Source organism: Actinomyces sp. ICM47, from assembly GCF_000278725.1.
Taxonomy (GTDB): domain Bacteria; phylum Actinomycetota; class Actinomycetes; order Actinomycetales; family Actinomycetaceae; genus Pauljensenia.
Genome location: NZ_ALCA01000140.1, coordinates 1 through 21,551, shown reverse-complemented (window position 1 = coordinate 21,551; position 21,551 = coordinate 1). Strand labels below are relative to the sequence as shown.

The window sequence follows — 21,551 nt, the reverse complement described above, 5'->3', positions numbered from 1 at the left end:
GCCCGCCCGCTCGCCGTCCGCGCCGCGAGCTTCGCTCGGCGCGTCGTCTCGAAGCCCGGCCAGGCCCTGCCGCCGCCCCCAGGCACCAGAGCCAACACAGGTGTCTGGCTTCTCGCCTTGTCCCCTCCTGGGGCAGATCGTGCGTAGGGGAGAACCCGCAACTGAGCAGGACACACCGACCCGCCACGGCCTCGTGATCGGAGGCGACGCGCCGAGGGCTGTGTTTGCCGTCTCAGCTTAGGTTCCCCTTGGCCTTTGGGCGCTAGACTTGGTGCCCAGGTGCGCGCACTCGCGCGCGGTCACGAAGAAGGAGAACTCGCTTGGCACCGCTCAACGTTGCCGTCATCGGCGCCGGTCCCGCTGGCATCTACGCGTCGGACATTCTGTCGAAGTCGGGACTCGAGGTGAATATCGACCTGTTTGAGCGGCTTCCCGCGCCGTACGGCCTCGTGCGCTACGGTGTGGCCCCCGACCACCCGCGCATCAAGCAGATCATCGTCGCCCTCTACAAGATCCTCCAGCGCGGCGACATCCGCCTGCTCGGCAACGTCGAGGTGGGCCGCGACGTCACCATCGACGACCTGCGCGACCACTACGATGCGATCATTATCGCAACCGGTGCGGATCGCGACCACCCGCTCGACATCCCCGGCGTCGACCTGCCCGAATCCTACGGTGCCGCCGACTTCGTGTCCTGGTACGACGGCAACCCGGACTACCCGCGCACGTGGCCGCTGAAGGCCCGCGAGGTCGCGGTCCTCGGCGTCGGCAACGTGGCCCTGGACGTCTCGCGCGTGCTGGCCAAGCACGCCGAGGATATGCTCAAGACCGAGGTCCCCGCCAACGTCGCCGAGGCCCTGGCGGAGAACCCGATCACCGACGTGCACGTGTTCGGCCGCCGAGGCCCCGCGCAGGTCAAGTTCACGCCGCTGGAGCTGCGCGAGCTGGGCAAGGTGCCGGACGTCGACGTCATCGTTTCGGAAGAAGACTTCGACTTCGATGAGGGGTCGGAGGAGGCGCTGCGCGCGTCGAACCAGCAGCGTCAGGTCGTCAAGACCCTGACCTCCTACGCGATGGCCGACCCCGAAGAGCACACGGCCTCGCGTCGCATTCACATCCACCTGTTCCAGTCCCCGGTCGAGATCGTCGCCGACGAGAACGGCCACGTGAAGGCCCTGCGCACCGAACGCACCGCCCTGAATGGCGACGGAACCGTGTCGGGCACGGGCGTCATCACGACGTGGCCCGTGCAGGCCGTGTACCGCGCGGTGGGCTACTACTCGTCGCCGATCCCGGGCCTGCCCTTCGATGAGCGCGCCGGCGTCGTGCCCAACGTTGAGGGCCGCGTCATCGAGGGTGACACCACGAAGGATGAGTCCGCCCCCGTTATCCCCGGCGTATACGCGACCGGCTGGATTAAACGTGGCCCCGTCGGTCTCATCGGCTCCACCAAGTCCGACGCTCAGCAGACGATCACGCACCTCGTGGAGGATGCCTCGGAGGGCCGCCTGCACGCGAATACCGCCGAGGTCGGTCACGAGGCCATGGTGGCCCTCCTGGAGTCCCGTGGCGTCGAGTTCACGACCTGGGAAGGCTGGGAGCTGCTGGATGCGTACGAGCAGGCCCTGGGCGAGTCCTACGGCGAGCTGCCGGGCGGTCGCGGCACGCGCGAGCGCGTCAAGGTCGTGTCCCGTCGTGCGATGACGGACATCTCGCGCGGAGCGCAGGTGGATGCCGCCTCCGCCGACCTGATCGGTGAGATGGGCGAGATGGGTGTGCCCACCGCCCCTGAGCGCTTCGACGACTACACGGGGCCGGGGCGCCGCAACTGAGATTGTCACCTCCCCATTTGTGACGAGGCCGTGGCCGGGTTTTCCGGCTGCGGCCTCGTCGCTACCGGCCGGTTGTCGTACAAAGTCTCACCGGTGGCTCGGGTGTTTTTCAGGGCGTTCCCAGGTAACCTCTTTAGGATCACGAGCATGGTGCACCGCAACTATCACAATGGCCTCAAGACGACCCTCCTGCTGGGCGGCATGTGGGCGTTGTTGGTGTGCATTGGCGCGCTCGTGGCGTGGGGCACGGGGCAGGCCGTGTGGATCCTCTTGTTCGCGGGGATCGGACTCGCGCAGACCGCCTACTCGTACTGGAACTCTGCGTCGTTGGCGCTGCGCTCGATGAACGCGTACCCGGTCTCCGAACTCGAACGGCCAGAACTCTACGCTATCGTGCGTGAGCTCGCCGAACGCGCTGGTCAGCCGATGCCCCTCATCTGGGTTGCCCCGACCATGACGCCCAACGCGTTCGCGACTGGCCGTGACCCGAACCACGCGGCCGTGTGCTGCACTGAGGGTATCCTCGCAATTCTCAACGAGCGCGAGCTGCGCGGCGTCCTCGGGCACGAGCTTATGCACGTCTACAACCGCGATATCCTCACGTCGTCCGTTGCCGCAGCCATAGGTGGCCTCATTACGTCGGTCGCGCAGTTCCTCATGTTCTTTGGTGCCATGAATCGACGCGACGAGGAAGGCGGATCGGGGATCTTTGGGGTCCTCGGGATCCTCGCTATGAGCATCCTGGCTCCGATTGCCTCGACGCTCATCCAGTTCTCCATTTCTCGCACCCGTGAATTCGACGCCGACGAGGACGGGGCGGAGCTCACGCAGGATCCGCTGGCCCTCGCATCCGCGCTGCGTAAGCTTGAAATGACGACCGACCGGCGTCCCATGGCCGACACGCCCGGCACGCGCAACGTTGCCGCCATGATGATTGCAAACCCCTTCCGCGGCGAGTCCCTGGCGCGCCTTTTCTCCACGCACCCCCCGATGGACCAGCGCATCGCGCGTCTGGAGAAGATCGCGGGCTACTGAGATCGTCGATTGTAGGCCTGACCCGTTACCCGGTAGTCCTGCGGTTTCTTCGGGTTTGGGCATCGGGCGACCTCCGTGCAGCCGATTCGTGGTACGTGAGATCGGCAATAAAAAGCGGGGCAACTCGGAGGAGTCGCCCCGCCGCGCAGCCCGTCAGGTGGCCGCGCTTGGGAAGCGTGAGATGTGATCAGCGGTAGTTCACGAACTGGAGTGCGACGTCCAGCTCCTCGCCCTTGGGACCTTTGAGCAGGGCAATGACGGCCTGCAGGTCGTCGCGCGACTTCGAAGAAACGCGAAGTTCGTCACCCTGGATCTGTGCCTTGACGCCCTTTGGGCCTTCTTCGCGGATCAGCTTCGAGATCTTCTTCGCCGTGTCCTGGGGGATGCCCTCCTTGAGGGGGCAGGCCAACTTGAAGAGCTTGCCGGAAGCCTTGGGTTCGCGGTCCTTGTAGTCCAGAACCTTCAGGGATAGGCCGCGGCGGATGAGCTTGGACTGAAGAACGTCGAGGATCGCCATGACGCGGGACGCGGAGTTGGCTTCCATCGAGATTGTGTCACCGCTCAGGGTGATAGCGGCGTCCACGCCGCGGAAGTCGTAGCGGTTGGCGATCTCCTTGGCAGTCTGGTTAACGGCGTTGTCGACCTCCTGGCGGTCGAGCTTGGAAACAACGTCGAAGGAGGAGTCGGCCATGAGGGGCACCTTTCGTTGAAATTCCGCCAATCAAAGTTTCGATTGGCGCTCGGGTCTATTTTAATGCTATTCTTTCACGGCACCGCGAGAGCGGCGCAAGGCAGGTTACCAAAGCGGCCAAATGGATCTGACTGTAAATCAGACGCTTCGTGCTTCGGGGGTTCGAATCCCTCACCTGCCACCACTCGCTGGTTTCAGTGAGTAACGCCTGTGAGACGCTTCTCAGGTTTCTGGTTTGCTTCGGCAGCTGGAGATAAGATAAGCTTCTCGGCGTTGCCCCGATAGCTCAGTAGGCAGAGCGTCTCCATGGTAAGGAGAAGGTCAAGGGTTCGATTCCCTTTCGGGGCTCCGGTCGCGGATTCTTCCGCTTCCGGCGGCGGGGTAGCTCAGCTGGTCAGAGCGCACGACTCATAATCGTGAGGTCGCGGGTTCGAGCCCCGCCCCCGCTACCAACTCTTTATTCGACAGGTCGCTTGAGCGACGAAACAAAGCGAGGGAAACAACCGTGGCAAGCAAGTCTCAGGACGTTCGCCCCAAGATCACTCTGGCCTGCTCGGAGTGCAAGGAGCGCAACTACATCACCAAGAAGAACCGTCGTAACACGCCGGATCGTCTCGAGCTGGCGAAGTACTGCCCGCGCTGCCACAAGTCGACGGCGCACCGCGAGACCCGCTGACGGTTTCTATAAGAACCCCGAGGAACGAGAAGTTCCCCGGGGTTTTCTGTATATTCGCCACGAGGTCTCACTGTGTGTTGTGTGCCACTCATGTAAGCTGGACGAATGACTGAGACCTATGGCGTATCCGTTCAGGTACATGTTCGCCAGATCGTCGCGCCAATCGGCGCGGGTGAGGCGCGAATTCCGGCCTTGGTGAGGCTTCCGGATGAGCGCCTCTTTCTCTTGTATGACGAGCGCCCCGCCCCGGCCTCGGGCACGGGAGCCGACTTCAACGGGCTGACCATGGCCTCGGACCTGCCAAACCCGAACCAGATCCGCTGGATGGAGCGCAACGCGCGCGGCGAGTGGTCAGATCCGCATCCCCTGCCTGAGGGAGCGCCGCCGGTGTCCTCGGATGCTTGTGTCGGCGTCGATGGGGACGGGGTCATGCACCTGGCGTTCGCGTCGAGTGAGGGAGCTGTCGGCTACATGGACTCGCGCGCGGACGGCGAGAGGCTGCGTGCGTGGTGGGCGTGGGGGAGTGGCCCGGGGAACCTCGTCTACGCGGATATGACGGATGCGCTGTACGAGGCCACGGGCGCGGATGCGCTGTTCGCGACGTCGGGCTCGACTGCGAGTGTCGATGGTGCGGTTGCCATGCCTTACGTGGTGCGCGTGGGGGAGCGGACTCATGTGCAGGTTGTCTACGCGCAGGGAGGGCGCATCGTGAGCCTCGCTGACCCCCTCGCGGGGCCGGACGGCATCCTCTTGGATGAGACGTCGGTGACGGTCTGGGATGGTCGCGTCGTCGCGAACTGCCGCCTGCAGGGCTTCGAGGGGCGCGGTTCGGGCGCGCGCTATCTGGCGTGGGGCGACGGACTGCGCTGGGAGGATGGGTGCCTCTGGGAGTTGGAGGATCCCGGCTGCAATGCCTGCACGTCGCAGAGTATCTTTGTGCATCCGCACGCTCGTGACGCGCGCTCCGATGGTCTGCTCGCGCAGCTCTCTGCGCCATGGGAGGGGCCGATCCGCTTGCGTCGGCTCGTGTCGATGGGGCGTGGTCCCTTCGGCTATAGCGACATCAGCGACTATGGATACGAGGTCGTGGTGGTCTTCGAGCGGGAGCGTGGTCTATGGGCGGCGTCGTGTTTCCCAGAGCGATGGTAGTGACGTTCCCGGCGCGCGTTGTCGTCGTCGAGCGCGCCGGGACTGCTGTCAGCGGCCTTCGATGATGGCCATGAGGGGTTCGTAGTGTGCGTCGACGGCTGCGGCGTACGCCTCCACGTCCCCGGCCTCGCACGCGCGCAGGATCGCGGCGTGCGCCTCGGCGGTGTCTTCCATCTCCTGGCGCGAGGCAGTGGCCAGTTGAGGGGTCACGCTCTGGTGGACCAGCCACATGGCAGCGACGAGCTGGTGCATGAGCGGGTTCTTCAGGTAGGCGAGCAGCCCCGAGTGGAACGCGATGTCCTGGTCCAGGTAGGTGCCACCGGCGTGCGCGTGGTCGGTCATTGTGTTGACGAGTTCCCACAGCTGCGGGTTGCTCGTGCCCTTCATGGCGCGGGTGAGCGGCAGGGCGATGCCAAGGTCGAGGGCGTGGCGGGTTTCGACGATCGAGTGCAGCGATTGCACGCCGTTGATGTCGTCAAGGGCCGCTCGTAGAATCAGGGTCTCGACCAGTGGCTGCAGGGACATGTCTCCGACGTAGGATCCCGATCCTTGGCGCACTGTGACGATGTCGAGGGCTTGCAGTTTACGCAGGGCTTCGCGCACGGAGGAGCGCGAGACTCCGAGGTCGGCGCACAGTGCTGACTCGGTGGGCAGGCGGTCTCCGGGGTGCAGGCCGTGGCGCAGAATGTAGGATTTGATAGCGTCCATCGTTACTGAGGATCGCGTATCGATTTGCGCTGGTCCAGTGCGGTTTGAGTCTGTGGATCCGGGTACTTGTGCTGTAATCTCTTGCACAGATTTGTCTGACAACATAAACTAAGTATAGCGAGCGGAACACAAAAGGTCCGCACGTTCCATTTCTCGAAGATGAGGAGCGAGAGCATGCGAATGCGTAAACACTTCGCGACCGGCGCGGCGCTGGCCGCAGCGGCTGCACTGGTCCTGACCGCGTGCGGCGGTGGCGGATCGACCGGCAGCGCTGGGGGCACAAACGATACTCTGACCGCTGGCGTTGCCTACGAGACCACCGACTACGGGCCGATCACTACCTCGGCACTCGGCATGGGCACGAACTGGCAGGTCCTCGAGGGCCTGTACCGGTTCAATATGGCCGACTACTCCGTCAGCCCCGCACTGGCCGCCGGTGACCCCGTGAAGGTTTCCGACACCGAGTACGAGGTCAGCCTGCGTGACGGAGCGAAGTTCTCCGACGGCACCGACGTGACGGCCGCGGACTTCGTCGCCTCCTACGAACGCGCGACGTCCGAGAAGTCCATCTACCGTCAGTTCTTCACCTTCGTTGACTCCGTCGAAGCCAAGGACGATAAGACCATCACGATCACGCTGAAGCACCCCTTCACGAACCTGAAGGAGCGTTTCGTCAACGTTCGCGTTGTTCCCGCATCCATGGGTGAGGACGCGCTGAAGGCCAAGCCTGTCGGTACCGGTCCTTACAAGTATGAGAACATCACGGCGACCGAGGTCACCGCGGTTCCCAACGAGTACTACAACGGTAACGAACCTGCCAAGGCCCCGACCCTCAAGTGGCAGTCCCTCAAGGATGACTCTGCCCGTCTGGCCGCCGCCGTTGGCGGTACCGTCGACATCATGGAGGCCGTCCCCGCGTCCGCCCAGGATCAGCTCAAGGCTGCCGGCTGGAACGTCGAGTCCAAGCCCGGCTACGGCAACCCCTTCCTGATGTTCAACACGCAGAAAGCGCCCTTCGACAAGCCCGAGGTGCGCCGCGCCTTCGTGAAGGCCGTCGACAAGCAGAAGCTGATCAGCTCCGCACTGGAAGGACAGGCCGTTGAGGCGACCTCCTTCCTGCCGGAGGCCAACCCGGCGTACAAGAAGCCCGCGACCGATCTGTCCTACGACAAGGACGCCGCCACCAAGCTCCTGAGCGATGCTGGCGTCACCGACCTCGAGATCAACCTGGTGACGACGGATCACCCGTGGATCCTTGCCCTGGTTCCCCAGATCAAGTCGGACTTCGAAGCCCTCGGCGTGAAGGTCAACCACACGCAGATGGCCTCCTCCGACATGTACGCCAACGTCACCGACGTTGACGACCCGTCCTACGACATCGTCCTGGCCCCCGGCGACCCCTCGGTCTTCGGCACCGACCCCGGCATCATCATCTCCTGGTGGAACGGTGACAACGTCTGGACGAAGAGGCGTGACGGCTGGCAGACCTCTGACCCCGAATCCTTCAACCAGCTGCAGACGCTCATCTCGGAAGCTGGCGAACTCGACGGTGACGCTGCCAAGGACAAGTGGGGCGAAGCCCAGGATCTGCTTGCCGAGAAGACCGTCATCTTCCCGCTCGTGTTCCGCAACATGATCACCGGCTCCAACCCCGCCAGGGTGGAGGGATTCCAGGCAATCTCCTCTACTGGCCTGCAGCTGCTCGGTGTGAGTGCAAAGTAAGTCCCGCTGGGACTGATGAGGAAGGAGGGGTGGAGCGCCTTCCCTGAGGCAGACGCCACAGTTGGGCGCCACCCCTCCTTTCCTATTGTCAAAATCCGTTGAAAATGGAGGTCTAGCAGTGAATAACCTTCTGCGACTCATCGGACGACGACTAGTGGCCCTGCCGATCATGGTGGTCGGCGTGTCCTTCCTCGTCTTCTTCATCATGTCGCTGTCTCCTATCGACCCGGCCTACTCGGCACTGGGTGAGACGGCGACTCCCGAAGCCCTCGAAGAGTACCGTGTTCAGCACGGTCTCAACGACCCCTTCCTCGTTCAGTACGGCCGCTACCTGTGGAACATGCTCCACGGCGACCTCGGCACCTACGGCGTGGGCACGTCTAACCACGTGACTGATCTGGTCGCGAAGGCGCTCCCGATCACCCTGCAGCTGACCTTCCTCGGTCTGCTCTTCGCCGTCCTTATCTCCTTCCCCCTCGGTGTTCTCGCCGCCCTGTACCGCGACCGTTGGCCCGACCAGGTCATTCGTATCTTCTCGGTGATCGGCATTGGTACCCCCTCCTTCTGGCTGGCAGCGCTGCTGGTCCTCGGCTTCGTCGGCAAGCTCCCCGTGTCCGGCCCTCTGCCCGCGTTCACTGTTGATCCGGGTGGCTGGTTCCTGCGCATGCTACTTCCCGCCATCGCCCTCGCCGTCCCCGTCATCGGTCAGATGACCCGCGTTGTGCGTACCTCGATGGTGGAGGAACTGGACCGCGATTACGTCCGTACCGCCATCGGCGCGGGCATCCCCAAGCGCATCGTCGTGGCCCGCAACGTCCTGCGCAACGCGCTCATCACCCCCGTGACCGTCCTCGGCCTGCGCATCGGCTACCTGATGGGTGGTGCCGTCGTCATCGAAATCATCTTCTCCGTCGATGGCATGGGTAAGGCGGTCCTGCTCAAGGGCATCCAGGAAAACTGGGTGACGCTGGTGCAGGGTGGCGCGCTCGTCGTCGCGATCGCGTTCATCGTTGTCAACATCATCGTCGACATGCTCTACCTGCTCATCAATCCGCGTATTAGGTCGGTGTGAGGCATGAATCAGAAAGAAAAGCTCAACAAGGTCACCGCGACGAGCGCGCGCTTCTCGCGCATCGGCGCGATGTCCCTGGGATCGAAGATCGCGATGGGTATCCTTGCCCTCGTCGTGCTCATGTCGGTCCTCGCGCCCTTCGTTTCCCCCTATGGCCCCGACCAGATCTTCGACAAATGGAGTGCCCCGTCCGGCGAGCACCTGTTCGGTACGGATCACGTCGGCCGTGACATCTTCGCTCGCGTCCTGTACGGCGGTCGCTTCTCCCTGCTGATCGGCCTGTGCTCGACCCTGATCGCCCTGTTCTTCGGCGCGATCATCGGCTCGGTCGCGGCGGTTGTCCGCAAGAGCTTCTCCGAAGCCATTATGCGTCTCATGGACATCATCATGGCGGTGCCCGGTATCGCCATGGCGGCTGTCTCCGTCCTGGTCTTCGGCCGCACGCTGTCCAAGTCGGGTAACACGTGGGGCCTGGTGGTCGTCATCATCTGCTCGATCGCCTTCGTCTACATTCCGCAGCTGTCGCGCATCGTCCGCGCGAACGTCATGGCCGCCTACGGCGAGGACTACGTTCGTGCCGTGATCGTCTCGGGTGCTCGCGCCCCGTGGATCCTGGTTAAGCATGTCATGCGCAACACGGCCGCTCCGGTCCTGGTTTTCGCGACCGTCCTTGTCGCCGACGCGATCATTCTCGAGGCCTCCCTGACCTTCATCGGGTCGGGCCTCCAGGCGACCACGGTGGCCACGTGGGGCAACGTCCTGTCCGAGGCCTCGTCGAACCTGTCGGTCCTCCTGGGTAAGTGGTGGACAGCCTTCTTCCCCGGCCTGTTCATCATGATCACGGTCCTGTGCCTGAACATCCTCTCCGAGGGCATCACCGACGCCATGGTCGCCGCGCCCGCTTCGGCTGCGGTCGCCCAGGTCGATAAGGACTCCGACCGCGAGGCCGACAAGCTCCTGCTCGACCCGCGCCGCGCCTACGCCGAGCAGGCCGAGTCCCTCCAGGCTCGCCTGGACGACCTTGAGGCCGTTGAAGAAAAGCGCACCGACCGCTTCGAGGCCTCCTTCGAGGCGACGCCGCTGCTGGAAGTCAAGGACCTGTGCATCAAGTTCGAGCGCCACGGCGACGTCAATGTCGTTGACCATGTCTCCTTCAAGGTGCGCCCGGGCGAGACCATGGGCCTCGTCGGCGAGTCCGGCTGTGGCAAGTCGATCACGGCCCTGACCATCATGGGTCTCATCGATCCCAAGGCTGAGATTACGGGCGAGATCCTCTACGAGGGCGAGAACCTGCTGGAGAAGTCCGCCGAAGAGCGCCGCGCGCTCCTCGGTCATGAGATGGCGATGATCTACCAGGACGCCCTGTCGTCGCTCAACCCCGCCATGCTGATCAAGGCTCAGATGAAGCAGCTGACCAGCCGCGGCGGCACGCGCAGCGCCGAGGATCTCCTCGAGCTGGTGGGCCTGGATCCCAAGCGCACGCTCGAGTCCTACCCGCACGAACTGTCCGGCGGCCAGCGCCAGCGCGTCCTGATCGCCATGGCCCTGACGCGCGACCCGAAGCTCATCATCGCCGACGAGCCGACCACCGCCCTGGACGTCACCGTCCAGAAGCAGGTCATCGCACTGCTCAACGAGCTGCGCGAGAAGCTCGGCTTCGCCATGATTTTCGTGTCCCACGACCTGGCGCTCGTCGCCGAGGTGGCCCACCACATTACGGTCATGTACGCCGGTCAGGTCATCGAGCAGGCCCCCACGAAGGAACTGCTCACGCACCCGACCCACGAGTACACGCGCGGCCTGCTGGGCGCGGTCCTGTCCATCGAGGCCGGCTCCGGGCGACTGCATCAGGTCCCCGGAACGGTGCCCTCGCCTCGTGACTTCCCGGTTGGCGACCGCTTCGCCCCCAGGTCCTCGCACCCCGATTACGGCCTGAATATCCGCCCGGTCCTCACTGAGGTCGGTCCCGAGCACGTGTACGCGGCTTTGCCGTCCCGCGAGGAGGTTCTCGTGGCGAGCGAGATCATCATCGAAGAAGGTCAGGAGGAGCAGCGATGAGCCCCGAAACTCTGATTGTCGAAACCGAGACGATGATAGCCACATCCGAAGCTCCGATCATCGAGCTGAAGGACGTCGAGGTGACCTTCACCTCGCGTACCGGCTCCCTGTTCAAGCCCAATAAGGTCCACGCGGTGCGTGGCGTCAACATGCGCATTGAGCGCGGACAGACGCTCGGCATCGTCGGCGAGTCCGGCTGTGGCAAGTCCACGACCGCGAACGTCATGTGTGGCCTGCAGATGCCGACGAAGGGCCAGGTGTTCTTCAACGGCGAGGAAGTTACGAAGCGTGGTGCCGACGCGCGTCGCCGCATCGGACGCGTCGTCTCCGTGGTCTTCCAGGACCCGGCGACCGCCCTCAACCCCCGTATGCACGTCGCGGATCAGCTCGCTGACCCGCTGCGGGTGCACGGCATTGGGGACGAGGCCTCGCGAGCCAAGCGTGTGAAAGAGCTGATCTCGCTGGTCGGCCTGCCCTCCAGCGCCCTCGACGCGCTCCCCGGACAGCTTTCGGGCGGCCAGCGCCAGCGCGTCGCCATCGCCCGCGCCCTGTCCATCGGCCCCGACGCGATCATCGCGGACGAGCCCACCTCCGCGCTCGACGTGTCGGTGCGCGCACAGATCCTGAACCTGCTCACGGACCTCAAGAGGGACCTGGGCCTGGCGATGGTCTTCATCTCGCACGACATCCAGACCGTGCGATACGTCTCTGACCGGATCGCCGTGATGAACGGCGGCAAGGTCGTCGAAGAAGGGCCGGCAGCGCAGCTGCTCGCCGACCCCAAGGACCCCTACACCCGCAAGCTCCTGGGCGCCGCGCCCTCGCTCCTGCACCCCACCCTCGAAGGAGAAAAGTAAGTATGTCTTCGAAGATCCGTGGCGTTGTCCCGCCCCTGGCCATCCCGCTCAAGGACGGCGAACTCGACGTCCCCTCGCTCGAACGTCACATCAACCGCATGATTGAGGCAGGCCTCGACGGTCTGTTCGTCTCCGGCTCTACCGGTGAGGTCGCCTTCTCGACGACCGAGCGTCGTGCACAGATCCAGCGCGAAGCCGTGCGCATCGTCGACGGCCGTATCCCGCTCCTGGTTGGCGTCATCGACACCGAGACCGAGCGCGTCCTGGAAAATATCAAGGTCGTGGAAGAGATCGGCGGTGCCACCGGCGTTGTCGCAACCGCCCCGTTCTACGCCCTCGGCGGCGAAACCGAGGTCGAGAAGCACTTCCGCATCCTCAAGGAGAACACCGACCTGGAGATCTGGGCCTACGACATCCCCGTGTGCGTGCACACGAAGCTGTCGCCCGACCTGCTCATGCGCCTGGGCCGTGACGGCATCATCGACGGTGTCAAGGACTCCTCCGGAGATGACGTGTCCTTCCGCTGGCTGTGCCGCGCAAACGAGGCTGCCGGCCATCCGCTCCAGCTCCTCACCGGCCACGAGGTCGTCGTCGACGGTGCCTACATGTCTGGTGCGGACGGCAGTGTGCCCGGCCTGGCCAACGTGGACCCCGAGGGCTACGTGCGTCAGTGGCAGGCCTACGAGCGCCGCGACTGGGAGGCCGTGCGCAGCGAGCAGGACCGCCTCGCGGACCTCATGCGCATCGTCCAGGTGAAGGGCGTTCAGGGCTTCGGTGCCGGCGTCGGTGCCTTCAAGGCCGCCCTGTACCTGCTCGGCGTCTTCGAATCGCCCGAGATGCCGCGCCCCGTCGCCGCCATCGAGGGTGACAACATGGAGCACGTTGCGTCCGTGCTGCGCTCGGTCGACCTGCTCTCCTGATACGTCGACGAGGCCGGGGCCTTCCCCTTCCGTACATGCCGCGCCCTCGGGCGTGGCCCTCCCCGGCCTCGTCGATTCTTTCTACCCACTGACCGTAAGGATCCTCATGACTACGCTCCTTGCCCTCGACATCGGTGGCACCAAGGTCGGGTGGGGCATCGTCGAAGCCGGTGACACCTACGAGGTCACCGAACGCGGATCGATCCCCACCGACGCGATGCGCGGCGGAGCGGACGTGGCGGCGCGCATCTGCGAGCTTGCTTCGTCCCTGGTCGCCTTGCACCCGTCCGTGAGCGGTGTCGCCGTCGCCAGCGCCGGCGTCGTCAACCCCGCCACCGGCGACATCGTCTCCGCGACGGGCACCATGCCCGGCTGGGGAGGCACCCGCCTCGGCAGCCTCCTGGAGGCCGCGACCGGGCTGCGCGTGCGCGTCCTCAACGACGTGCACGCCCACGGTCTGGGCGAAGCCACGCTCGGCGCGGGCCAGCCCTACCGCATCGTCCTGTCCATCGCCGTGGGGACCGGCATCGGCGGTGCCCTCGTCGAAGACCGCCAGGTCTCCTTCGGGTCGCGCGGCATCGCCGGACACGTCGGCCATATCCACCACCACTTCGCCCCCGATATGACGTGCTCGTGCGGCCGTAAGGGTCACATCGAGTCCTTCTGCTCGGGATCGGGCATCACGGCCTGGTACGACTCGCTGCGCGGCGAGTCCGACCCCGAGGTGGACGGTGGGCGCGCCCTGCAAGAGTTGGCCGAATCCGGTAACACCCTCGCGGCCGACTGCTTCTCCCGCTCCGCGTACGCGCTCGGCGAGGCCACGGCCTCGTTAGTCAACTGCGTGGACCCGGCCGTCGTCATCCTCTCCGGGTCCATGACCCGCTCCGGGGACATCTGGTGGGACGCCCTGCGCGAAGGCTTCGCGGCCTCCGCGATGACACCCGTCGCGGATACCCCCATCCTCGTTGGTTCCCTCGGCGGCGACGCGCCGCTGCTTGGAGCCGTTTCCTTCTTCCTGCACGCTTAGGAGTTCACATGCACCCGCTCATTGCACACCTGAAGGGCAAGCTCATCGTCTCCGTCCAGGCGTACCCGGGCGAACCCATGCGCCACCCCGAGACGATGGCGCAGATCGCGCGCGCCGCCGAGATCGGCGGTGCCGCCGCTATTCGCTGCCAGGGCCTGTCCGATATCTCCGCAATCAAGGGCCGCGTCGACGTGCCCGTCATCGGCCTGTGGAAGGAAGGCCACGAGGGCGTGTACATCACGCCGTCGCTGCGCCACGCGCGCGCCTGCGTCATGGCCGGTTCCGACATCGTTGCCCTGGACGCGACGGGCCGCCCGCGCCTGGACGGCCTGAGCTTCGGCGAGACCGTGAAGGCCCTGCGCGAGGACGGCACCCTCGTCATGGCCGACTGCGGTTCCTTCGAGGACGCCCAGCGCGCCGTCGACGCTGGAGTGGATATCGTGTCCACGACCCTGGCCGGATACACGGGCGACCGCGTTAAGACCGACGGACCCGACCTGGAACTGCTGCGTGAGGTCGTCGCCGCGTTCCCGGACGTCCCCGTGATCTGCGAGGGCCGCGTTCATACGCCCGAGCAGGCCGCCGCCGCCATCGAGGCGGGTGCCTTCGCCGTCATCGTCGGCACCGCCATCACGCACCCCACGTCCATCACGACGTGGTTCAAGGCGGCTGTAAAAGGCTGACCTGTTGTCGTTGCGACACAGCGCGCGGGCGGGTGATGAACATCCGCCCGCGCGCAGTTTTATGCGCCGCGACGTGAGCGTATATTACCCAGCATGTCTGTTCCCCACGCCCGCTCTCACGCTGCTCTTCGTGCCACCGGTTTCGTCTGTGCGTGCCTCGGTTTTGGCACCTCCGCCTGGCTCTCACGTCTGCCTGACGTCCGCGACGCCCTCAGCCTGACCCCTGCGATGATTGGCACGATGCTGCTCATCGCCTCGCTCGGCTCGCTGTTGACGCTGCCGACTTCCGGTCCGCTCGTGACGGCAATCGGCGCTCGAGCCTCGGGACGCATCGGCGTGTCAATCTGGGCGATCGGTGTCTCGTGCGCGGGTGCGGGAGCGCTTCACGCGTCGATCCCGCTGGCGACCCTCGGCCTTGTTCTGCTCGCCGCGGGCAACGGCCTGTGGGGCGCGACGATGAACATCGAGGCTGGCCTCGTTCAGGCGGCCGTGCGCCGCACGGTCGTCCCCATCATCCAGGCGATGTACGCCGTCGGCATGCTCAGTGGCGCCCTCCTCGGTGCGCTCGCCTCGCAGCTGGGCCTGCCCCTAGGCGTTCACCTCTTCGGCCTAGCCGCCCTCGAACTGATCGCCTGCGGCACCGCCGTCGGCTTCTACCTGACCAAGGAGGAAGTCGCCTCCATCGCCCCCGTGAAGGACACGGACAGCGGCGAGGGGGAGGAGGCCTCGTCGAAGAAAACGAAGGGACTCACCCGCGTCGCCTGGCGCGAAAAGCAGACCGTCCTCATTGCCCTCATGGTCATGAGCGCCGGCCTCGTGGAGGGCGCAGCGAACGACTGGCTCAACCTGTCCATGGTCGACGGCTATGGCTTCTCGACGGCTGCGGCGTCCGCGGCCTTCGCGTTTTTCCTCCTCATGATGACGATCATGCGCTTCGCGTCCCCGCGCCTCGAAGCGCGCCTGGGGGCACCCGCGCTGCTGCGCATCACCTTCTTCGGAGCGGTTGTCGGCCTGCTGCTCGTGGCGTTCGCACCCCACCACACACTGGCGGTTGCGGGCGTCGCCCTGTGGGGCATCGGGGCATCTCTCGGTTTCCCGCTGGGCATCTCCGCACTGTCCACCGACCCCGTTATGACGCCCGCGCGCGTCTCCGTCCTGTCCACCGTCAACTACGGCGCGGCCCTCATCGGCCCGCCCCTCCTGGGCATCATCGCCGACCACATCGGCTACCACAGGGCGCTCGCGTTCGTGGCTCTGCCCGTCCTCCTCGCGATCGTGCTGGCCGGGCAGGTGCCGGACCAGCGCGGCAGGACGCGTACGGATATCGCGTTGGACGACTGAGCTGCGTGCGCTTATACGAGGCCATATCACGGCCTGTCGGTGATGCGATGATCGGCGTATCCTGGATGCAGGAACGCCTGTGATGTGGCGCTCATTATTGCTGTGAGGAGAGAAGAATCATGGCGCGAATGATCGGATACCGCCATTTCGGAGGCGTCGACGTCCTTGAGGAAGGCTCAGTGTCGCTCCCCGCACCCGCTGAGGGACAGGTGCTCGTGAGCGTGCGGGCCGCCGGCATCAACCCCGTCGACTACAAGCTCTTTGGCGGATTGACGAGGCCCCTCGAAGTCATCCGCACCATCGTTCACCCCAGCCGATGGTTCGCTCGCGGCAAGGAACGCCCGCTGCGAGGCGTCGGACAGGACTTCGCCGGTGTCGTGACCGCCGTCGGCCCGTCAGTGAACAACGTGTGCGTGGGCGATGAGGTTATCGGCCTCCTGCGCGCCGCTCCCTGGTCCGCTCGGGAATACGGGGCACTCGCGACGGACATACTCACCTCGGCGACGAACGTCGTCCCCAAACCCGCCTCCGTCAGCTTCGACGTCGCCGGAGGCCTAGGCGTTGCCGCGCAGACCGCGATGGGAGCCATGCGCAGCGTGAAGGCGGACGCCGGCGACATCATCGTGGTCGCCGCAGCCGCCGGGGGAGTGGGAGGCCTCGTCACGCAGCTCGCGCTCGCCCGTAGCGCGACCGTCATCGGTATCGCCGGTCCCTCGAACGCCGACTACCTGCGTTCCCTCGGCGCGATCCCCGTGTCCTACGGTGAGAGCCTCGAACAGCAGATCCGGGACGCAGCCCCCTCACCCGTCACAGCCTTCATCGACTGCTTCGGTGGCTACGCGTCGCTGGCCCACCGCCTCGGCGTCCCGGGAGAGCGCGTGGGCACTCTCGTTCCAACTCCCGCGATCGCCCTGCGTCGCGCGCGCTTTACCGGCGGGCGCGACGGAAAGATCGCCGACATTGCAACAGTCGCGGGACTCATTGACCGCGGCACGGTGAACCTGACTATCGCGGGCACCTATCCGTTCGACGTGGAACAGGTGCGCGCCGCCTACACCGAGCTGATGGGCGGCCACGTGCGCGGCAAGATCGTCATCACTATTCCCTGAACTCGTCACCGTGCCCTCCGGTGAAAGCCCGGAAAACGGAGGAACTCGCCACGGCCTCGTGCATCAGCCCGCCCGCCTCTGCGTGCGCCGGTCCACAGGTCCCGCCACGGCCTCGTGCCGTCGTCTGGAACCCGGCGCTCGCGGGGCCGAGGCCGGGCGGGGTTAGGCCGAACGCGCGCCGTGCGACTAGGCTTAGGGGCATGACGACCCTTGCTGATCTGACGACCCTGCGCGTGGGTGGCCCCATCGCCGAGTACGTGCGCGTTTCTACGACCGACTCCCTGCTGGAGGCCGTTCGCGCGGCCGACGCCTCGGGCGGCCCGCTGCTCGTCGTGGGCGGCGGGTCGAACCTGCTGGCCTCCGACGCGCCCTTCGAGGGCACGGTCGTGGACGTGCAGCCATTCGGGGAGATCGCCTCCATCATCGATGAGGATCCTTCCGGGTCGGTGCTCGTGCGCGCCGGCGCGGGCACGGTCTGGGACCAGTTCGTCTCCTGGACGCTGTCGCACGGGCTGTCCGGCGTCGAGGCCCTTTCCGGCATCCCCGGGACCGTCGGCGCGTCCCCCGTGCAGAACGTGGGTGCCTACGGTCACGAGGTTGCCGAAACCATTTCCTCGGTAGAGGCCTACGACCGCTTGACGGGTAACGTCGTGCGCCTGGCACCCGCGGAGCTGGGCTTCGCGTACCGGTCCTCCGCGATCAAGCGCAGCGTCGGCGAGCCTGGCTTGGGTGACCGCCCGTGGGGTCCGACCGGCCGCTGGGTGGTCCTCTCCGTGGACTTCCGCCTCGAGCGCTCGCCCCTGAGTGCCCCCGTCATGTATTCGGAGCTGGCTCGCCGCCTCGGCGTCGAGGCCGGGTCGCGTGCCGACGCCTCTCTGGTCCGTTCAACTGTTCTCGAGCTGCGCCGCGGCAAGGGCATGGTTCTCGATCCTGCCGACCACGACACGTGGAGCGCCGGTTCATTCTTCACAAACCCGATCCTGCCCGAGGCCGCTGCCGCCACCCTGCCCGAGGGCGCGCCTCGTTTTGGTGCGGGGGAGGGCCTGGTCAAGACCAGCGCTGCCTGGCTCATCGACCACGCGGGCTGTGGTAAGGGCTTCCACCTGCCCGAGGCCGGGGACCCGCCGCGCGCGTCCCTGTCCACCAAGCACGTGCTGGCCCTGACGAACCGCGGGAACGCGATGGGCGCCGACATCGAGGCACTGGCCCGCGCCGTGCGTGAGCGTGTTTATGATGCGTTCGGCGTCACCCTGGTCCCCGAACCGGTCACGGTCGGCATCACCTGGTAGCGGGCGCGCCTTGCGCTGAGCGGGTGGAGGCGGCGGCCGTGAAGGAGTACGTGGAGGGCCTGGAACGAGAGTTCTCGGCCATCGAGCGAGGGTTCTTGCGCGAGCAGCGGTGTGCCCGCTCCGACTACGCTTCCTTCGCCCCTGAACAGGCTCGGCGCGTGGCGTTCCTTGCGTACCGCTCCGAGGACTACCAGGTACGCATGTACGCGGTTTTCCTGCTGGGGCATCTATCGCAGGAGTCGGATGTTCTCTCTTTCCTTCGGGACGATGTTTCCGCGGACTCCAATTGGAGAGTGCAAGAGGTCCTCGCGAAGGCCTTCGATGATTTCTGTGCTGTCAGGGGCTACGAGGTGGCGCTTCCCGTCATCGACGAGTGGCTGAGCGACCCGCGCCCCAACGTGCGCAGGGCCGTCACGGAAGGCCTGAGGATCTGGACGAGTCGGCCCTACTTCCGGGACCACCCGGGCGATGCTGTCTCAAGGTTGTCGAGGCTGCGCAGCGATTCAAGCGAGTACGTCCGCAAATCCGTGGGCAACGCGTTGCGGGACATCAGCAAGAAGCACCCGGAGCTGGTCGCGGCCGAGCTGAGGACCTGGAGCCTGGAGACCACAGAGGTTGCGCAGGTCTATCGCCTGGCCTCCACACTCATTTCATACGCCACAGCTGAGCGGTGATAGCAGCTCAGCACACAGGTGCAGGCGGCGGTTGGGGACGACGGAGCGGTGGAGTGTGTGAGGGTGACGGCGTATGAGGGCAGTTGGTACCTAGAATTCATCGATGTCTCAAAGTGCAGACCATGGTGCGCATTGATGCGGTGAGTGGATCTGTGCGCGTTGCGTGGCCTGTCCTGGAGTAGCACGTGACCTCGTCGTCGCCTGTGCAGGTTCTGCTGCCTGCGCTCGCGGATAGGTTGCCACCACGCGGATAGGTTATTCGCTTACGGATAGCTTAATAACCTATCCGCGTGTTCATAACCTATCCGTGAGCGCGGTTCCTATCCGCGTGAAGCCTCGGCGCGCAGGCGCGCGATCATGTCGGGCACGTTGCGGGTGACGGCTGTCCACAGGAGCTGGTCGTCCATGCTTTGGTAGCCCGAGTGCGCCGCGATGTTGCGAGTTGTGCGCAAGGCGCGCTTCTCGGAGGAGGTAAGGGCATCCATGTAGGGTGCGTACTCTTCGCGTTCCAGGAACGCGGCCAGCCGAATGATCACCATGCAGGCGGAGTCATACTCCGGGCAATCGGCGCTGAAGGCCTCGACGGGGACAGCAGCAACTCGCTCGACGCGGTGGGTGATGACGTTGAGTTCATGCAGGAAGTTATCGACGTCGAAGCTGGGCGCGTGTCTGCGCGCCACTCGCGGCCGAGGAGCGAAGGGAACCGATTCGCTCATAGCGCCACGGCCTCGTCAATGGCTGCTCGCAGCGCCTCGGGCACGTGATTGTCCGCGTGTACTTCGGTCGGGAAGCCGGTGAGCTCGCTCGCGAACGAGGCAATGTCCGCCAACTCGAACAGTGACAGGTCTCGAGTGGGCGTGCCAATCAGGTCAATGTCCGACTCGAATCCATCCGTGCCCCGGGCAACCGAGCCGAAGACGCGGAGGGAACCCAGGCCTCGTTCCTGGGCGTAGCTGCTGATCGAGGTCGCGTAGCGGGCGAGCGGCACGGAAGGGCGGTAGTCGGCGGCGCGGAGGATGCGTTCGAGCAGTTCTGCGGAGACTGCACGCTTGCCGGACTCGATCTGCGCGAGGGTAGACTGGCTCATCCCGGTCATCCCCGCCAGCTCGGCCTGCGTGAGGGACGCGTCCTGACGTGCAGCGCGCACGAGGGACGGCGCATCGTCACGACGAAACCGGCTCATGCTTCCATGATAGTGCACGCGTGCACTATTGGTTCGCGATTAGGGTCGTCGTGTGCGGGTACGAGGCCGGGGTCAACAGTCGTCCCGAGGTGGTTGCTCCTGGTGGCCGGAAGGGGAAGAAACAACCGGGTCAAAAGGGGGCTTTTGTCATCGAAGAAATTCAGCACCTCTTTGGTTACGAGCGTTTGTGTGGCTGTCACTTATGGAGGGATCTGGAATGTATCAATCTCGCACGTAATTCCCCGGAGGGAGTCCTGAGGGACGCTCTGAAAACCGTGGAATATCAACGTTCCAATTTCAATGTTTGAAAGAGTTATGGGAAATTATGTGCGAGGCTGTGGGGGAATTATGGCAAGAATCTCGCGGTGTTGAGAAAAATCCGCGCGTGTTGATGTGGTGCCCGGAATTGCGTGTTGCTTGGCCCATCCTGGATTGCCATGCGGCCGTGATGTTGCCTGCGTTGGCTCTGCGGCTTGCGCTCGTGGATCCGTTCCGTGGGTTGTTTGCCGCTATATGGATAGGTTGCCACCACGCGGATAGGTTATTCGCTTGCGGATAGCTTAATAACCTATCCGCGTGTTCATAACCTATCCACGCGCTCATAACCTATCCGTGTGCGAGCCGTCGGCCGCTGAGGTGGTGTCGGTAGTCGATGTTGCGTGCGGGTGAGGATGGTCCACGTCGACAATCTGCCCAAAGTGCAGACCACCTCGGTCACAATGGCTGTTTTTTGGCGGTTTTTGTCGAGGTGGTCTGCGATTTGAGCACATGCTGCTGTAGACGACCGACCGCGACCGCGTTGGCGTCCTCCTGTCGATCCCGCAGATACCGCTGAGGTGTCTCCCTGCATGTCACATGCAATTCCCCGGAGGGAGTCCCGAGGGGCACCCTGAAAACGGCGGAATATCAACGTTTTAGTTTCAAGGTTTGAATGAGTTGTGGGGAAATTGCACGCGAGATTGTGGAGGAACTGTGTGTTTGTGGTGCCGAGGGGACGAGCTGGCGGCTGCGGACACGGATCCGGTTGGTGCATCGCGTTGATGAGGATGGTCCTCGTCGACAATCTGCCCAAAGTGCAGACCACCCCGGCCATAACGGCTGTTTTTTGGCGGTTTTCGTCGAGGTGGTCTGCACTTTGAGCGCTGCTGTGCAGGCAGGCTGTGGGAGGTGTCCGCTCAACTACTGAGTTGGCGTCCTCCCATCGATCCCGCAGATTCCGTGTAAACCGCTGAGGTGCCTCCCCGCATGTCACATGCAATTCCCCGGAGGGAGTCCCGAAGAACGCTCTGAAAACCGCGGAATATCAACGTTCTAGTTCAAAGGTTTGAATGAGTTGTGGGGAAATTGCATGCGAGATTGTGGAGGAACTGTATGTTTGTGGTGCCGAGGGGATCGAGGGGACGAGCTGGCGGCTGCGGACACGGATTCGGTTGGTGCATCGCGTTGATGAGGATGGTCCTCGTCGCCAATCTGCCCAAAGTGCAGACCACCTCGGTCATAACGGCTGTTTTTTGGCGGTTTTCGT

Annotated in this window: 19 protein-coding genes and 3 tRNA genes; 18 read left to right on the top strand and 4 right to left on the bottom strand. The window is 64.8% G+C overall.

All coding sequences use genetic code 11. The features are described from left to right. Positions 1–320: 320 nt before the first annotated feature. Positions 321–1,832 (top strand): FAD-dependent oxidoreductase, encoded by a 1,512-nt coding sequence (locus HMPREF1136_RS10120; protein WP_009649242.1) that lies wholly within the window; start codon positions 321–323, stop codon positions 1,830–1,832. A 147-nt stretch (positions 1,833–1,979) separates the two neighbouring features. Then, positions 1,980–2,867, top strand: a complete 888-nt coding sequence (htpX, locus tag HMPREF1136_RS10115) for a zinc metalloprotease HtpX (RefSeq protein ID WP_009649239.1) — start codon at positions 1,980–1,982, stop codon at positions 2,865–2,867. Positions 2,868–3,054: 187 nt separating this feature from the next. On the opposite strand, the gene HMPREF1136_RS10110 is transcribed toward htpX, so the two are convergent. After that, positions 3,055–3,558, bottom strand: coding sequence for a YajQ family cyclic di-GMP-binding protein (locus HMPREF1136_RS10110; RefSeq protein ID WP_009649245.1), 504 nt, complete (start codon positions 3,556–3,558; stop codon positions 3,055–3,057). A 99-nt stretch (positions 3,559–3,657) separates the two neighbouring features. On the opposite strand from HMPREF1136_RS10110, the gene HMPREF1136_RS10105 reads away from it, so the two are divergent. The 5 genes from HMPREF1136_RS10105 to HMPREF1136_RS10085 all read left to right on the top strand — a co-directional run bounded on the left by HMPREF1136_RS10105 (position 3,658) and on the right by HMPREF1136_RS10085 (position 5,383). Further along, positions 3,658–3,742: transfer RNA gene (locus tag HMPREF1136_RS10105), tRNA-Tyr, on the top strand. 91 nt (positions 3,743–3,833) lie between these two features. After that, positions 3,834–3,906, top strand: a tRNA-Thr gene (locus HMPREF1136_RS10100). A gap of 27 nt (positions 3,907–3,933) precedes the next feature. Continuing rightward, positions 3,934–4,010: transfer RNA gene (locus HMPREF1136_RS10095), tRNA-Met, on the top strand. 53 nt (positions 4,011–4,063) lie between these two features. Further along, positions 4,064–4,234, top strand: a complete 171-nt coding sequence (gene rpmG / locus HMPREF1136_RS10090) for a 50S ribosomal protein L33 (RefSeq protein WP_003792256.1) — start codon at positions 4,064–4,066, stop codon at positions 4,232–4,234. 105 nt (positions 4,235–4,339) lie between these two features. Beyond that, a complete protein-coding gene (locus HMPREF1136_RS10085; RefSeq protein ID WP_009649233.1) occupies positions 4,340–5,383 on the top strand; it encodes a sialidase family protein in 1,044 nt (347 codons plus the stop codon). 48 nt (positions 5,384–5,431) lie between these two features. On the opposite strand, the gene HMPREF1136_RS10080 is transcribed toward HMPREF1136_RS10085, so the two are convergent. Next, positions 5,432–6,091 (bottom strand): FadR/GntR family transcriptional regulator, encoded by a 660-nt coding sequence (locus tag HMPREF1136_RS10080; RefSeq protein ID WP_009649247.1) that lies wholly within the window; start codon positions 6,089–6,091, stop codon positions 5,432–5,434. A 174-nt stretch (positions 6,092–6,265) separates the two neighbouring features. Here HMPREF1136_RS10080 and HMPREF1136_RS10075 point away from each other — a divergent pair, with 174 nt between their 5' ends. The 11 genes from HMPREF1136_RS10075 (at position 6,266) to HMPREF1136_RS10025 (ending at position 18,843) form a co-directional block, all read left to right on the top strand. Further along, positions 6,266–7,813: an ABC transporter substrate-binding protein gene (locus tag HMPREF1136_RS10075; protein ID WP_009649232.1), complete on the top strand. Its 1,548-nt coding sequence runs from the start codon at positions 6,266–6,268 to the stop codon at positions 7,811–7,813. A 118-nt stretch (positions 7,814–7,931) separates the two neighbouring features. Continuing rightward, complete coding sequence (locus tag HMPREF1136_RS10070; protein WP_009649241.1) at positions 7,932–8,885, top strand: ABC transporter permease; 954 nt, start codon at positions 7,932–7,934, stop codon at positions 8,883–8,885. Between the two features lie 3 nt (positions 8,886–8,888). Then, the gene (locus HMPREF1136_RS10065) at positions 8,889–10,943 is read left to right on the top strand and encodes a dipeptide/oligopeptide/nickel ABC transporter permease/ATP-binding protein (RefSeq protein WP_009649248.1); all 2,055 of its coding nucleotides are present in this window, start codon (positions 8,889–8,891) and stop codon (positions 10,941–10,943) included. Then, the gene (locus tag HMPREF1136_RS10060) at positions 10,940–11,800 is read left to right on the top strand and encodes an ABC transporter ATP-binding protein (RefSeq protein WP_009649240.1); all 861 of its coding nucleotides are present in this window, start codon (positions 10,940–10,942) and stop codon (positions 11,798–11,800) included. The genes HMPREF1136_RS10065 and HMPREF1136_RS10060 overlap by 4 nt, the downstream gene beginning before the upstream one ends. A 2-nt stretch (positions 11,801–11,802) precedes the next feature. Next, positions 11,803–12,720: a dihydrodipicolinate synthase family protein gene (locus HMPREF1136_RS10055; protein ID WP_009649235.1), complete on the top strand. Its 918-nt coding sequence runs from the start codon at positions 11,803–11,805 to the stop codon at positions 12,718–12,720. A 106-nt stretch (positions 12,721–12,826) separates the two neighbouring features. Further along, positions 12,827–13,747: an ROK family protein gene (locus HMPREF1136_RS10050; protein WP_009649236.1), complete on the top strand. Its 921-nt coding sequence runs from the start codon at positions 12,827–12,829 to the stop codon at positions 13,745–13,747. An 8-nt stretch (positions 13,748–13,755) separates the two neighbouring features. Further along, the gene (locus HMPREF1136_RS10045; protein ID WP_009649238.1) at positions 13,756–14,430 is read left to right on the top strand and encodes an N-acetylmannosamine-6-phosphate 2-epimerase; all 675 of its coding nucleotides are present in this window, start codon (positions 13,756–13,758) and stop codon (positions 14,428–14,430) included. A gap of 93 nt (positions 14,431–14,523) precedes the next feature. Continuing rightward, complete coding sequence (locus tag HMPREF1136_RS10040; protein ID WP_009649249.1) at positions 14,524–15,771, top strand: MFS transporter; 1,248 nt, start codon at positions 14,524–14,526, stop codon at positions 15,769–15,771. A 119-nt stretch (positions 15,772–15,890) separates the two neighbouring features. Next, positions 15,891–16,880, top strand: a complete 990-nt coding sequence (locus tag HMPREF1136_RS10035) for an NADP-dependent oxidoreductase (protein WP_009649244.1) — start codon at positions 15,891–15,893, stop codon at positions 16,878–16,880. A gap of 20 nt (positions 16,881–16,900) precedes the next feature. Beyond that, the gene (locus HMPREF1136_RS10030; RefSeq protein WP_269528464.1) at positions 16,901–18,169 is read left to right on the top strand and encodes a UDP-N-acetylmuramate dehydrogenase; all 1,269 of its coding nucleotides are present in this window, start codon (positions 16,901–16,903) and stop codon (positions 18,167–18,169) included. 38 nt (positions 18,170–18,207) lie between these two features. Beyond that, positions 18,208–18,843 (top strand): HEAT repeat domain-containing protein, encoded by a 636-nt coding sequence (locus HMPREF1136_RS10025; protein ID WP_009649246.1) that lies wholly within the window; start codon positions 18,208–18,210, stop codon positions 18,841–18,843. Positions 18,844–19,163: 320 nt separating this feature from the next. On the opposite strand, the gene HMPREF1136_RS10020 is transcribed toward HMPREF1136_RS10025, so the two are convergent. Beyond that, positions 19,164–19,559, bottom strand: a complete 396-nt coding sequence (locus HMPREF1136_RS10020) for a DUF86 domain-containing protein (RefSeq protein WP_232204208.1) — start codon at positions 19,557–19,559, stop codon at positions 19,164–19,166. Then, positions 19,556–20,026: a helix-turn-helix domain-containing protein gene (locus HMPREF1136_RS10015; RefSeq protein ID WP_009649243.1), complete on the bottom strand. Its 471-nt coding sequence runs from the start codon at positions 20,024–20,026 to the stop codon at positions 19,556–19,558. Before HMPREF1136_RS10015 ends, HMPREF1136_RS10020 begins: the two co-directional genes overlap by 4 nt. Positions 20,027–21,551: the final 1,525 nt, after the last annotated feature.

Bases quoted from the DNA above. Each gene is read 5' to 3' on its own strand.
- htpX (WP_009649239.1), top strand. From the start codon at position 1,980: ATGGTGCACCGCAACTATCACAATGGCCTCAAGACGACCCTCCTGCTG.
- HMPREF1136_RS10055 (WP_009649235.1), top strand. From the start codon at position 11,803: ATGTCTTCGAAGATCCGTGGCGTTGTCCCGCCCCTGGCCATCCCGCTC.
- HMPREF1136_RS10015 (WP_009649243.1), bottom strand. From the start codon at position 20,026: ATGAGCCGGTTTCGTCGTGACGATGCGCCGTCCCTCGTGCGCGCTGCA.
- HMPREF1136_RS10040 (WP_009649249.1), top strand. From the start codon at position 14,524: ATGTCTGTTCCCCACGCCCGCTCTCACGCTGCTCTTCGTGCCACCGGT.
- HMPREF1136_RS10035 (WP_009649244.1), top strand. From the start codon at position 15,891: ATGGCGCGAATGATCGGATACCGCCATTTCGGAGGCGTCGACGTCCTT.
- HMPREF1136_RS10050 (WP_009649236.1), top strand. From the start codon at position 12,827: ATGACTACGCTCCTTGCCCTCGACATCGGTGGCACCAAGGTCGGGTGG.
- HMPREF1136_RS10080 (WP_009649247.1), bottom strand. From the start codon at position 6,091: ATGGACGCTATCAAATCCTACATTCTGCGCCACGGCCTGCACCCCGGA.
- HMPREF1136_RS10045 (WP_009649238.1), top strand. From the start codon at position 13,756: ATGCACCCGCTCATTGCACACCTGAAGGGCAAGCTCATCGTCTCCGTC.
- HMPREF1136_RS10085 (WP_009649233.1), top strand. From the start codon at position 4,340: ATGACTGAGACCTATGGCGTATCCGTTCAGGTACATGTTCGCCAGATC.
- HMPREF1136_RS10110 (WP_009649245.1), bottom strand. From the start codon at position 3,558: ATGGCCGACTCCTCCTTCGACGTTGTTTCCAAGCTCGACCGCCAGGAG.
- HMPREF1136_RS10060 (WP_009649240.1), top strand. From the start codon at position 10,940: ATGAGCCCCGAAACTCTGATTGTCGAAACCGAGACGATGATAGCCACA.
- HMPREF1136_RS10075 (WP_009649232.1), top strand. From the start codon at position 6,266: ATGCGAATGCGTAAACACTTCGCGACCGGCGCGGCGCTGGCCGCAGCG.
- HMPREF1136_RS10065 (WP_009649248.1), top strand. From the start codon at position 8,889: ATGAATCAGAAAGAAAAGCTCAACAAGGTCACCGCGACGAGCGCGCGC.
- HMPREF1136_RS10020 (WP_232204208.1), bottom strand. From the start codon at position 19,559: ATGAGCGAATCGGTTCCCTTCGCTCCTCGGCCGCGAGTGGCGCGCAGA.